This is a genomic window from Nocardia sp. MH4, assembly GCF_019266065.1.
In the GTDB taxonomy this organism is placed as follows: domain Bacteria; phylum Actinomycetota; class Actinomycetes; order Mycobacteriales; family Mycobacteriaceae; genus Nocardia; species Nocardia canadensis.
The window spans coordinates 247-12,777 of the sequence record NZ_LPNR01000123.1 but is presented as its reverse complement, the minus strand read 5'-3'; the positions used below and the strand labels follow the sequence as shown (position 1 = coordinate 12,777).

The following is a 12,531-nucleotide window of genomic DNA, read 5'->3' as shown; positions in this document are numbered from 1 at the left end:
CATCCACAGACCAGCAAGAAACGCGGAGAGGCGGACAAGCCGTGAGTACCGTCTATGACTGTGCCGAGCAGGATTCGCGGGCCGCTGGGCTGACCGCGGCGACCAGCGCGCTGAAGTCGGGGCGGCTCGTGGTCATGCCGACGGACACGCTGTACGGCCTGGCGGCCGACGCGTTCGACGCCGACGCGGTGGGCGCGCTGCTGGCCGCCAAGCGGCGCGGTCGCGATATGCCCGTCCCGGTGCTCGTCGGGTCGTGGCACACCATCGATGGACTGGTGTTCTCGGTGCGCCCGCAGGCGCGCGAGCTGATCCGGGCGTTCTGGCCGGGCGCGCTGAGCCTGGTCGTGCAGGCCGCGCCCTCGCTGGCGTGGGACCTGGGCGATACCCGGGGCACGGTGATGCTGCGGATGCCGCTGCATCCGGTAGCGCTGGAACTGCTGCGCGAGGTCGGTCCGCTGGCCGTGTCGAGTGCCAATGTGTCGGGGCAGCCCCCGGCCAGCACCGTCGAGCAGGCGCGCGAGCAGCTGGGTTCGCTGGCGAGTGTGTATCTCGACGGCGGTCCCGCCGAGCACGCGGTGGCGTCGACGATCGTCGATCTGACCGCGGATCAGCCGCGGGTGTTGCGGGAAGGTGCGGTGGCGGTGGCCGATGTCGCGGAGGTTCTCGGTATGGCGCCGGATGCCCTGATCAGCCCCGCGCAGCGGTGATCGCACGCATCCGATGAGCACGGTCGTTCCCCTGCGCGAGCTGGTGCTCGTGCTGCTCGTCTCCGCCACGGTGACGTTCCTGGCCACCGGCGGCATCCGGGTGCTCGCCATCGCGTTCGGCGCGGTCGCGATTCCGCGTGAGCGCGATGTGCACGTCACGCCGATTCCGCGGATGGGCGGTGTCGGCATGTATGTCGGCGTGGTCGCCGCGGTGTTGTTCGCACACCAATTGCCCGCACTGCGGCGGGGTTTCGATTACGCCCCCGATATTCCGGCGGTCCTGGTCGCGGCGACGATCATCGTGCTGGTCGGCATCGTCGACGACCGGTGGGGCCTGGACGCGCTCACCAAATTCGCCGGGCAGGTGACCGCCGCGGGCGTGATGGCCGTGATGGGCTTGAGCTGGTACGTGATCTACGACCCGTTCAACGACACCACCGTCGTCCTGGACGCGCTGCAGGGCGGCCTGGTGACGGTGGGAATCACCGTCACCCTTGTGAACGCGATGAACTTCGTCGACGGCCTGGACGGTCTCGCCGCGGGCCTCGGCTTGATCTGCGCCGGCGCGGTTTTCGTGTTCTCCGTCGGTTTGCTCTATGACCAGGGCGGTTCGGTCGACACCTATCCGCCCGCGTTGCTGGCCGCCGCGCTGGCCGGTGCCTGCCTGGGATTTCTGCCGCACAATTTCTCGCCCGCCCGAATCTTCATGGGTGATTCCGGCTCGATGATGATCGGATTGATGCTGGCCGCGGTTTCCACTGGTGCCTCGGGTCGAATTCCGCTGCAGGGCTACGGCCCGCGCGACATTGTGGGTTTGCTCTCGCCGCTGTTGCTGGTGGGTGCGGTGATGTTCATTCCGGTGCTCGATCTGTTGCTGGCGATCGTGCGCCGCGTGCGCGCCGGCGTGAGTTTCTCCACACCGGACAAAATGCATCTTCATCACCGATTGCTGCAGATCGGACATTCACAGCGACGCGTTGTGCTGTTGATCTATTTGTGGGTCGGCGTGCTCGCCTTCGGCGCGGTGGGGACCTCGCTGATGGATCGGCGCCTGGTGGTGCTGCTGGTGGCGGGTGGATTGGTGTTCGCCCTGGTAGTGACCGCGATCCCGTCGATGCGCCGGATGGAGTCGGCCAATCGCTGAGAAGCGGCCGAAGGTAAAGTACGGCCCGTGAGCTTTACACCCACCCCCGTGCCCGGACCCGACGCCCCCCTGCGCACCGCGCTGCGCTACGGCCTGATCGGGCTCGGTGTCCTCGTGGTCGTCTCGGTGGTGATCGGCACCCTCGTCGCGGGTATGCCGGGTCTGTGGGGCGCGCTGCTGGGCGCGGCGATCGGCGGCGGGTTCATCCTCACCACCGTGGTGGCCGTGCTGCTGGGCGCCAAGCTGCCGCCGAGCACGGCGGGCCTGGTCATGCTGGTCAGCTGGGTCGGCAAGCTGCTGATCGCGCTGGTGATCGTCGGCGTGCTGAACCAGTTCGACTTCTACAGCAGGCCCACGCTGTTCTTCACCGTGGTCGGAGCCCTGCTCATCGTGCTGGGGGCGGAGACGTATGGCGTTGTGAGCGTGAAGGTTCCGTATGTCACGACACGCGCGGGAGACGACGAAACGGCTTCCGAGCAGGAATAATCCCACCCAGCTACACACTGTCGTAGATAGCTTGGTAAAGTGTTGGTAAGCAAGCACCCAAGCTGGAGGCGCTGCCCAGGATGACTCGGGGCATTGCCTCGGGTTACCAGGGGGGATCGCCAAGATCCTGCCCGGTGCCGCTATGCTTACTGCCGATCCGGGTGGAATGTGCCCGGTTGAAGCATGTCGACGATGTCGCCGACGCCCGAACAGAAGCTTTACGGGGTTACACCGTACGAGCAACTGTCGAATTTCGAGCCGACCAGAGTCGACCCCATTGATCGTCAATGTCCGATCGAACCGCGGGAATGACCGTCGTACCCGCGGCCCGAACACGGGAGAGAACGCTGAGCGTCATCACTTTGGCGGCGGGCGAGTTCCACGCGCCATCGCTGTCCGACTTCTTCCCTCCAGCAGTGCTGTTCGAGGGTACGCCGTTCGAACTCGACCGCCTGATGCTGATCCGGCTGCTGATGACCGCCGTTGTGGTGCTCGTCTTCGTGCTGGCTTTCCGCTCGCCGAAGATCGTGCCGCGCGGCCTGCAGAACGTGATGGAAACCGCGGTGGTTTTCGTCAAGGAGCAGATCGCCGACGAGGTACTCGGTAAGGAAACCGGTAAGCGGTTCCTCCCGCTGATCGCGACGATCTTCTTCACGGTTCTGTTCCTGAACTTCTCCAGCATTGTTCCGTTCCTGAACATCTCGTCGAATGCGCGAGTCGGCATGCCGCTGGTGCTCGCCGCGATCGCGTACATCGCGTTCAACTACGTGGGCATCCGCAAGTACGGCTTCTTCAAGTACATGCGCTCCAGCATCGTCGTTCCGGATGTGCCGCCCGCCCTGCACGTGCTGCTGATCCCGATCGAGTTCGTCTCGACGTTCATCCTGCGCCCGTTCACGCTGACCGTCCGACTCATGGCGAACATGCTGGCCGGCCACATCATGCTGGTGCTGTTCTTCAGCGCCACCTGGTTCTTCCTCTTCGATGCCACCGCGTGGATGAAGGTCTTCACGCCCTTCTCGCTGCTGGCAGGCATCGGCTTCACGCTGTTCGAGCTGCTGGTCATCTTCCTGCAGGCGTATGTGTTCGCCCTGCTGACCGCGGTGTACATCAGCCTCGCGCAGCACGCCGCCGACCACTGACCTGAATCCACACCAGTACTGCCAAACCTGCTACACACGCCGACCGGCGGGTGAGCAACAGAAAGGGAAAGAAGACTCATGAGCCTCGCTTACCTGGCCCAGGAAGCCGCGACCACCGAGAGCACCTTCAAGGGCTTCGGCGCCATCGGCTACGGTCTCGCCGCGATCGGCCCCGGCATCGGCGTGGGTATCGTCGTCGGTAAGGCCATCGAGGGCTTCGCCCGTCAGCCCGAGCTGGCCGGCCAGATCCGTACCAACATGTTCCTCGGTATCGCGTTCACCGAGGCCCTGGCGCTGATCGGCCTCGTCGCCGGCTTCATCTTCTGATTCCGATGCGCGAACTCATCACGCTCGCTGCCGAAGGGGGAGAGGATGTGAATCCTCTCATTCCCGAAACGTACGACATCGTCTGGTCGATCGTCTGCGTCGCCATCATCGGCGTGCTCTTCTGGAAATACGTGATCCCGCGTGTGACCAAGACACTCGATGAGCGTGCCGACAAGATCGAAGGCGGTATCGCCAGGGCCGCAGCCGCGCAGGAAGAGGCACAGCAGACGCTGCAGCAGTACCAGCAGCAGCTTGCCGACGCCCGGCTCGAGGCCGCACGTATCCGCGAGGATGCGCGCACCCAGGGTCAGCAGATCCTCGCGCAGATGCGCGCGGATGCCCAGGCCGAAAGCGACCGTATCGTCGCCGCCGGTCACTCCCAGCTGGAAGCCCAGCGCCAGCAGATCCTGACCGAGCTGCGCTCCGAGGTCGGCCGCACGGCCGTCGACCTGGCCGAGAAGATCATCGGCCAGTCTGTCTCGGACGAGGCCAAGCAGGCGGCGTCGATCGACAAGTTCCTCAGCGAACTCGACGACACCGACGCCATCGGGGTCGGAAGGTAACGACGCGAAAGTGAGAAGCATGTACGCAGCGAGCCGCGAGGCCAGCTCCCGGTCCCGGGAGGCGCTTCGGGCCGCTCTGACCGGAAGCGAAACTGTTGCGGCCACAACGGGGTCGGAACTGTTCGCCGTTGTCGCCGTGCTGGACGACCAGCGTTCGCTGCGTGTGGCGCTCGCGGACGTGTCGGTGCCGGGTTCGGCGCGCGCTGAACTCAGTGAGCGGATCTTCGGCGGCAAGGTCAGCGCTGCCACGCAGGCAGTGCTGACCACCGCGGTGGCCCAGAACTGGTCGCGCACCCGCGATCTGGTCGACACCCTGGTGCTGCTCGGGCAGGAGGCTCTGCTGGAGTCCGCTGCCGACGGCGGCCGGCTGGACGCGGTGGAGGACGAGCTGTTCCGGCTCGGTCGCATCATCGCCGACAACCCGCAGCTGGAGCAGGCACTGTCCGATCAGGGCAAGCCGGCCGCGGCGCGGCGTGAGCTGATCGAGCGGCTGCTGACCGGCAAGGCCGAGCCGATCACCCTGACGCTGGCCGAGCAGGCGGTGACCCGACTGCGGACCAACAACATCGGCGTCGCCTTCGGCGCCCTGTCCGATCTGGCGGCGGCCCGTCGTGACCAGATCGTCGCCCACGCGCACGCCGCGGTCGAGCTGTCCGATCAGCAGAAGGAGAAGCTCTCGGCTTCCCTGCAGCGGATCTACGGCAAGGCGGTCACCGTGCACGTGCAGGTCGACCCGACGCTGCTGAGCGGCGTCGTCGTGCGCGTCGGAGACGACGTCATCGACGGCAGCGCCACCGGCCGACTGGAGAAGCTGCGCCGGGCGCTGTCCTGATCAAGGACAGCTCACCGCAGTAATTCTCCAACCCCCGACATTCGAGACCACAGCGAGAGCAGGAACAACATGGCGGAGCTGACGATCTCCTCCGACGAGATCCGTAGCGCGATCGAGAGCTACACCCAGAGCTACACCCCGGAAACCTCCATCGAAGAAGTCGGCCTCGTGACCGACACCGGCGACGGCATCGCGCACGTCAGCGGTCTGCCTTCGGCGATGGCCAACGAGCTGCTCGAGTTCCCGGGCGGCGTCCTGGGCGTCGCGCTGAACCTCGAGGACACCGAGATCGGTGCCGTCATCCTCGGCGAGTACGCCTCGCTGGAAGAGGGCCAGCAGGTCCGCCGCACCGGCGACGTGCTGTCGGTTCCCGTCGGCGACAAGTTCCTCGGTCGCGTCGTCAACCCGCTCGGCCAGCCGATCGACGGCCTGGGCGAGATCGAGGCCGACGACCGCCGCGTGCTGGAGCTGCAGGCCGCGACCGTGCTGGAGCGCCAGCCGGTCGAAGAGCCGCTGGCCACCGGTATCACCGCGATCGACGCGCTGACCGCCATCGGCCGCGGCCAGCGTCAGCTGATCATCGGCGACCGTAAGACCGGCAAGACCGCCGTCGCCGTCGACGCGATCCTGAACCAGAAGGCGAACTGGGAGTCGGGCGACCCCAGCAAGCAGGTTCGCTGCATCTACGTCGCGATCGGCCAGAAGGGCTCCACCATCGCGGGCGTCAAGACCGCGCTCGAGGAGCACGGCGCGATGGAGTACACCACCATCGTCGCGGCCCCGGCCTCCGACTCCGCCGGCTTCAAGTGGCTGGCTCCGTACACCGGTTCGGCCATCGGCCAGCACTGGATGTACCAGGGCAAGCACGTCCTGATCGTGTTCGACGACCTGACCAAGCAGGCCGAGGCGTACCGCGCCATCTCGCTGCTGCTGCGTCGTCCGCCGGGCCGCGAGGCGTACCCCGGTGACGTCTTCTACCTGCACTCCCGCCTGCTGGAGCGTTGCGCGAAGCTGTCCGACGAGATGGGCGGCGGCTCGATGACCGGTCTGCCGATCATCGAGACCAAGGCCAACGACGTCTCGGCGTTCATCCCGACCAACGTCATCTCCATCACCGACGGCCAGGTCTTCCTCGAGTCCGACCTGTTCAACAAGGGCGTCCGCCCGGCGATCAACGTCGGTACCTCGGTCTCCCGTGTCGGTGGCGCCGCCCAGACCAAGGCCATGAAGAAGGTCGCCGGTTCGCTGCGTCTGGAAATGGCGCAGTACCGCGAGCTGGAGGCGTTCTCCGCCTTCGCTTCCGACCTGGACGCCGCCTCGCTGGCGCAGCTGGAGCGCGGTGCCCGCTGGGTGGAGCTGCTCAAGCAGAACCAGTACTCCCCGGTCGCCGTCGAGGATCAGGTCGTCTCGATCTACCTGGTCGACGCCGGCTACTACGACTCGGTGCCGGTCGGCGACGTGCGTCGCTTCACCGCCGAGCTGCTGGAGCACCTGCACAGCGCGACCCAGTCGTCCTTCGACGCGCTCGAGGGTGGCCGCAAGCCGCTCGACGGCGAGGCCGCCGACGCGATCAAGTCGGAGACCGACAAGTTCAAGGAAGGCTTCCTGGCTTCCGACGGCAGCCGTGTCGTGAACGAGGCCGCTGCCGGCGATCTGGACCACGAAGAGGTCGAGTCGCTGTCGGTCACCCGCAAGCACGTCGACAAGTAAGCCGGGTCAGGACTGATGTCGGCATATTCCGATCTGGCGAATGAAGGGAGTGTGAACCGCTAGTGGCAAGTTTGCGTGAATTGCGCTCCCGCATTCGTGGTGTGAATTCGATCAAGAAGATCACCAAGGCTCAGGAACTGATCGCGACCTCGCGAATTTCCAAGGCCCAGGCCAGGGTTGCGGCGGCCAAGCCGTACGCCGAGGAGATCACCAAGGTCCTCGGTGAGCTGGCGAGCGCCTCGAAGAACCTGTCGCACCCGCTGCTGACCGAGCGTCCCAACGCTCGTCGGGCCGCTGTCCTGGTGATCACCAGTGACAGCGGTATGTGCGGTGGCTACAACTCGAACGTGCTCAAGCGCGCCGAGGAGCTCATGACCACGCTGCGTGGCGACGGCAAGGAGCCGGTGCTGTACGTGATGGGCAACAAGGGCCTCACGTACTACAAGTTCCGCAACCGTCCGTTCCAGGCGTCGTGGACCGGCTTCTCCCAGCAGCCGAAGTACACCGATGCCTCGGCCGCGTGCCAGCACCTGGTCGAGGCCTTCATGGCCGGCTCCGACAACGAGGTTCCCTCGCTGGACGGCACCGGGACCATCGCGGGCGTCGACGAACTGCACATCGTGTACACCAAGTTCGTCTCGATGCTGACCCAGACCCCGGAGGTGCGCCGCTTGGCGCCGATCCAGGTGAGCTTCGTCGACGAGAAGTACGAGCTCGGCGAGGACATCGTCTCGGATTCGCCGAACGCGGTGGTCACGGCGCAGTACGAATTCGAGCCGGACGCCGATGTGCTGCTGGGCGCTCTGCTGCCCAAGTACGTCAACACGCGTATCTACGCATCGTTGCTCGAGGCAGCGGCATCCGAGTCCGCGGCTCGGCGCACCGCAATGAAGGCGGCGACCGATAACGCCAACGAGCTGGCCAGTGTGCTCCAGCGCGAGGCGAACTCGGTGCGTCAGGCCCAGATCACGCAGGAAATCAGCGAAATCGTCGGCGGCGTGAACGCGCTGGCGTCGAGCTCGGACCGCGACTAGAAGCGCAGGAAGAGAACCAATCTAATGACCGCAGCTGTCACTCAGGACAACGCGACCAAGGCGGGCGCAACCGCCGGCCGCGTCGTCCGTGTCATCGGCCCCGTCGTGGACGTCGAGTTCCCGCGTGGCGCCATCCCCGAGCTGTTCAACGCTCTGCACGCCGACATCAAGCTCCCGTCGGTGGCCAAGACCCTGACCCTCGAGGTCGCGCAGCACCTCGGCGACAACATCGTGCGCACCATCTCGATGCAGCCGACCGACGGCCTGGTCCGTGGCGCGAGCGTCACCGACTCGGGCAAGCCGATCTCGGTGCCCGTCGGCGACATCGTCAAGGGCCACGTGTTCAACGCCCTCGGTGACTGCCTCGACTCGCCGGGCCTCGGCCGCGACGGCGAGCAGTGGGGCATCCACCGCAAGCCCCCGAGCTTCGACCAGCTCGAGGGTAAGACCGAGATGCTCGAGACCGGCGTCAAGGTCATCGACCTGCTGACCCCGTACGTCAAGGGCGGCAAGATCGGTCTGTTCGGTGGTGCCGGTGTCGGCAAGACCGTTCTGATCCAGGAGATGATCACCCGTATCGCTCGCGAGTTCTCCGGCACCTCGGTGTTCGCGGGCGTCGGTGAGCGTACCCGTGAGGGCACCGACCTCCACCTGGAAATGGAAGAGATGGGCGTCCTCCAGGACACCGCCCTCGTCTTCGGCCAGATGGACGAGCCGCCGGGCACGCGTATGCGCGTGGCCCTGTCCGCGCTGACCATGGCGGAGTACTTCCGCGATGTCCAGCACCAGGACGTGCTGCTCTTCATCGACAACATCTTCCGTTTCACCCAGGCCGGTTCCGAGGTCTCGACCCTGCTGGGTCGTATGCCCTCCGCCGTGGGTTACCAGCCGACGCTGGCGGACGAGATGGGTGAGCTCCAGGAGCGCATCACCTCGACCCGTGGTCGCTCGATCACCTCGCTGCAGGCGATCTACGTCCCCGCCGACGACTACACCGACCCGGCGCCGGCGACCACCTTCGCCCACCTCGATGCGACGACCGAGCTTTCGCGCCCGATCTCGCAGAAGGGCATCTACCCGGCCGTCGACCCGCTGACCTCGACCTCTCGTATCCTCGAGGCGTCGATCGTCGGTGAGCGCCACTTCCGGGTCGCCAACGAGGTCAAGCGGATCCTGCAGAAGTACAAGGAGCTGCAGGACATCATCGCCATCCTCGGTATGGACGAGCTCTCCGAAGAGGACAAGGTCCTCGTCGGCCGCGCCCGTCGTCTGGAGAAGTTCCTCGGCCAGAACTTCATCGTGGCCGAGAAGTTCACCGGTCAGCCGGGTTCGGTCGTGCCGCTGGAGCAGACCATCGACGACTTCGATCGCGTCTGCAAGGGCGAGTTCGACCACTTCCCGGAGCAGGCGTTCAACTCCTGCGGTGGTCTCGACGACGTCGAGGCCGCTGCGAAGAAGATCGCCGGGAAGTAGTCCACCATGGCGGAAATGACAGTTGATCTCGTCGCCGTCGAACGCAAGCTCTGGTCCGGCCAGGCGACGTTCGTCAGCGCGCAGACCACCGAAGGTCAGATCGGCATCATGGCGGGCCACGAGCCGCTGCTCGGTCAGCTCGTCGAGGGCGGCACGGTGACCATCGTGTCGACCGACGGCGATCGGATCGTGGCCGCGGTGCACGGCGGTTTCTTCTCGGTCACCGCCGACACCGTGCGGGTGCTGGCCGAGTCCGCGGAACTCGCGGGTGAGGTCGACGTCGACGCGGCGCGCAAGGTGCTGGCCGACGCGAGCGCCACCGAGGTGGAGCTGCGGGTCGCTCAGGGCCAGGTGCGCGCGGTCGAGGCGACCGTGACTGCCTGATCTGTTCACCGAACGACACACTGTCGGCGACGAACTCCGGTTCGTCGCCGACAGTGCTGTTTCCGGCCGTATTACCGATCCCGCCGGAGTGGCCCACAACGGGCGTGATTGAATGACGGCGGGGGTGTCTTCGACACCAGCTGAGCGAAAGGGCGTACGGCATTGCAAACCGGGATGGTTCTCCTGATCATTCTGGTGCTGACGCTCGTGTTCGTAGCAGGTGCTTCGACTTACCGGCTGGTGATGCTGCGCCGGGGCGGCACGGCCGCGCTCCTGCGGGTATTGCCCGCGCGCGGCGGCCAGGGCTGGCGGCACGGTCTCATCCGCTACGACGAGGATCGCCTCGTCTTCTTCAAATTGACCAGCCTCAAGTTCGGTCCGGACTCCACCGTGCACCGGCAGGGCCTCGAGATCGTCGAACGCCGCGCGCCACAGGGCGACGAATTCGACATCATGAGCGAGGACATCGTGGTGGTAGCCGTCACCGATCCGCACAGCAGCTTCGAGCTCGCGCTCGACCGCGGATCGATGGCGGCTTTTCTGTCGTGGGTGGAGTCGCGGCCGTCCGATCGCGCCCGCCGGACCAGGGGAGGCCAGGCATGAGCGTCCATCTCACCCGGATCTACACCAGGACCGGCGACGACGGCACCACCGGTCTGAGCGATTTCTCGCGCGTCCCCAAGACCGATCCCCGGCTGGTGGCCTACGCCGACTGCGACGAGGCCAACGCGGCACTCGGCGTCGCGGTCGCGCTCGGCGCGCCGGAGCCCGCGGTGCTCGCGGTGCTGCGCCAGGTCCAGAACGACCTTTTCGACGCGGGCGCGGATCTGTCGACCCCCGTGGTGGCCGAGCCGAAGTACCCGCCGTTGCGCATCACCCAGCCCTACATCGATCGGCTGGAGAAGTGGTGTGACGAGTTCAACGAGGGCCTGGCACCGCTGAATTCGTTCATCCTGCCCGGCGGCACGCCGATTGCCGCACTGTTGCACACGGCACGCACCGTGGTCCGGCGCGCCGAGCGTGCGGCGTGGGCGGCGGTCGAGGCCCACCCCGACGACACCAGCGTGTTGCCCGCCAAATACCTCAATCGCCTGTCGGACCTGCTGTTCATCCTCAGCCGTGCGACCAATCCCGAGGGCGACGTGCTGTGGCAGCCGGGTGGCGGAGCCGAGCGCTGAAAGCCACTCGGTGGCGCCAGGATCGGTCGGTTTGGCGTCGGGGGGCGTGTCGTCGGGCAACGGTCGATAAGCTGGCGGGGTGAGCGAACGGTTTCTGGTCTCCGGCGGTAATCAGCTCGTCGGCGAGGTCGCGGTCGGCGGCGCGAAGAACAGCGTGCTGAAGCTGATGGCCGCCGCTTTGCTGGCCGAGGGTACGACCACCATCACCAACTGCCCGGACATCCTCGATGTCCCGCTGATGGCCGAGGTGCTGCGTGGTCTCGGCTGCGACGTCACGATCTCCGACGACGAGAGCGGAGACCGCTCGGTCTGCACGATCGTCACCCCGCCGGAGCCGAAGTATCACGCCGACTTCCCGGCGGTGACCCAGTTCCGCGCCTCGGTGTGTGTGCTCGGTCCGCTGATGGCGCGCTGTAAGCGCGCGGTCGTCGCGCTCCCGGGCGGTGACGCGATCGGCTCGCGGCCACTGGACATGCACCAGCAGGGCCTGCGGCTGCTCGGCGCGACCAGCGAGATCGAGCACGGATGCGTGGTCGCCCGCGCCGACGAGCTGCAGGGCGCGCGCATCCGCCTCGACTTCCCGTCCGTCGGCGCGACCGAGAACATCCTGATGGCCGCGGTGCTGGCCGAGGGGGAGACGGTCATCGACAACGCGGCGCGCGAGCCCGACATCGTCGACCTGTGCACCATGCTCGTGCAGATGGGTGCGCGGATCGACGGTGCCGGTTCCTCGGTGCTGACCGTGCAGGGCGTCAAGAGCCTGTCACCGACCACGCATCGGGTGATCGGCGACCGTATCGTCGCCGCCACCTGGGGTATCGCCGCGGCGATGACCACCGGCGATGTCCGGGTGACCGGGGTCAACCCCAAGCACTTGGCGCTGGTGCTGGACAAGCTGCGCTCGGCCGGCGCGCGGATCTCCTACGAGCCCAACGGTTTCCGTGTCGTGCAGGCCGAGCGCCCGCGCGCGGTGAACTTCGCGACGCTGCCGTTCCCGGGCTTCCCGACCGACCTGCAGCCGATGGCGATCGGCCTGGCCGCCATCGCCGACGGCACGTCGATGATCACCGAGAACGTCTTCGAGGCGCGGTTCCGCTTCGTCGAGGAGATGATCCGGCTCGGCGCCGATGCCCGCACCGACGGTCATCACGCGGTGGTCCGCGGTATCCCGCGGCTGTCCAGCGCGCCGGTGTGGTCCTCCGACATTCGCGCCGGCGCCGGTCTCGTACTGGCCGGTCTGGTCGCCGACGGCGTCACCGAAGTCCACGATGTCTTCCACATCGACCGCGGCTACCCGAAGTTCGTCGAGCAGATGCAGGCGCTGGGTGGACAGGTCGAGCGCGTCGATACGCCGAAATAGCCTGTCTGACCAGGCGATTTGACTTCGCGTTCGTCGGTGCGTAACTTTATTCGAGTCAGAGCGACGCGGTGACGCTGAGCGCCTGATTGATCATCTAGCCAGACTCACTCCTTCCGAATTTGCTTCGGTCGGGTTGTCTGCGCTAGGTTGGAACAGTTGCCCTGCGGAAGCCCCTACGAAATGTTGCGGGT

The 12,531-nt window shown here is 66.4% G+C and carries 14 protein-coding genes; all 14 read left to right on the top strand.

Annotated features, from left to right (window positions below; all coding sequences use genetic code 11):
• The first annotated feature begins 41 nt into the window (after nt 1-41).
• The 14 genes from ATM97_RS27970 to murA all read left to right on the top strand — a co-directional run bounded on the left by ATM97_RS27970 (nt 42) and on the right by murA (nt 12,340).
• Nucleotides 42-707, top strand: coding sequence for an L-threonylcarbamoyladenylate synthase (locus ATM97_RS27970; RefSeq protein ID WP_218721190.1), 666 nt, complete (start codon nt 42-44; stop codon nt 705-707).
• A gap of 13 nt (nt 708-720) precedes the next feature.
• Entirely contained in the window at nt 721-1,851 is a 1,131-nt protein-coding gene (locus tag ATM97_RS27965) for an MraY family glycosyltransferase (protein ID WP_218721189.1), read from the top strand.
• Nucleotides 1,852-1,878: 27 nt separating this feature from the next.
• Nucleotides 1,879-2,337: a hypothetical protein gene (locus ATM97_RS27960; RefSeq protein WP_218721188.1), complete on the top strand. Its 459-nt coding sequence runs from the start codon at nt 1,879-1,881 to the stop codon at nt 2,335-2,337.
• 287 nt (nt 2,338-2,624) lie between these two features.
• A complete protein-coding gene (gene atpB / locus ATM97_RS27955; protein ID WP_255588549.1) occupies nt 2,625-3,479 on the top strand; it encodes a F0F1 ATP synthase subunit A in 855 nt (284 codons plus the stop codon).
• A gap of 78 nt (nt 3,480-3,557) precedes the next feature.
• Nucleotides 3,558-3,806, top strand: coding sequence for an ATP synthase F0 subunit C (locus ATM97_RS27950; RefSeq protein WP_019045404.1), 249 nt, complete (start codon nt 3,558-3,560; stop codon nt 3,804-3,806).
• 5 nt (nt 3,807-3,811) lie between these two features.
• Nucleotides 3,812-4,369: a F0F1 ATP synthase subunit B gene (locus ATM97_RS27945; protein WP_218721187.1), complete on the top strand. Its 558-nt coding sequence runs from the start codon at nt 3,812-3,814 to the stop codon at nt 4,367-4,369.
• Nucleotides 4,370-4,388: 19 nt separating this feature from the next.
• Nucleotides 4,389-5,201 (top strand): F0F1 ATP synthase subunit delta, encoded by an 813-nt coding sequence (locus ATM97_RS27940; RefSeq protein WP_218721186.1) that lies wholly within the window; start codon nt 4,389-4,391, stop codon nt 5,199-5,201.
• A 69-nt stretch (nt 5,202-5,270) separates the two neighbouring features.
• Complete coding sequence (atpA, locus tag ATM97_RS27935; RefSeq protein WP_218721185.1) at nt 5,271-6,911, top strand: F0F1 ATP synthase subunit alpha; 1,641 nt, start codon at nt 5,271-5,273, stop codon at nt 6,909-6,911.
• 62 nt (nt 6,912-6,973) lie between these two features.
• Nucleotides 6,974-7,945, top strand: coding sequence for a F0F1 ATP synthase subunit gamma (locus tag ATM97_RS27930; RefSeq protein WP_218721184.1), 972 nt, complete (start codon nt 6,974-6,976; stop codon nt 7,943-7,945).
• A gap of 24 nt (nt 7,946-7,969) precedes the next feature.
• Nucleotides 7,970-9,418 carry a F0F1 ATP synthase subunit beta gene (gene atpD / locus ATM97_RS27925; protein ID WP_218721183.1) on the top strand — a complete coding sequence of 483 codons (1,449 nt, stop codon included), beginning with the start codon at nt 7,970-7,972 and terminating at the stop codon, nt 9,416-9,418.
• A gap of 6 nt (nt 9,419-9,424) precedes the next feature.
• Entirely contained in the window at nt 9,425-9,802 is a 378-nt protein-coding gene (locus ATM97_RS27920) for a F0F1 ATP synthase subunit epsilon (protein WP_218721182.1), read from the top strand.
• 174 nt (nt 9,803-9,976) lie between these two features.
• Nucleotides 9,977-10,405, top strand: a complete 429-nt coding sequence (locus tag ATM97_RS27915) for a DUF2550 domain-containing protein (RefSeq protein WP_218721181.1) — start codon at nt 9,977-9,979, stop codon at nt 10,403-10,405.
• Nucleotides 10,402-10,980: a cob(I)yrinic acid a,c-diamide adenosyltransferase gene (locus ATM97_RS27910; protein WP_218721180.1), complete on the top strand. Its 579-nt coding sequence runs from the start codon at nt 10,402-10,404 to the stop codon at nt 10,978-10,980. Before ATM97_RS27915 ends, ATM97_RS27910 begins: the two co-directional genes overlap by 4 nt.
• Before the next feature lie 79 nt (nt 10,981-11,059).
• Nucleotides 11,060-12,340, top strand: a complete 1,281-nt coding sequence (murA, locus tag ATM97_RS27905) for a UDP-N-acetylglucosamine 1-carboxyvinyltransferase (RefSeq protein ID WP_218721179.1) — start codon at nt 11,060-11,062, stop codon at nt 12,338-12,340.
• Nucleotides 12,341-12,531 lie beyond the last annotated feature (191 nt).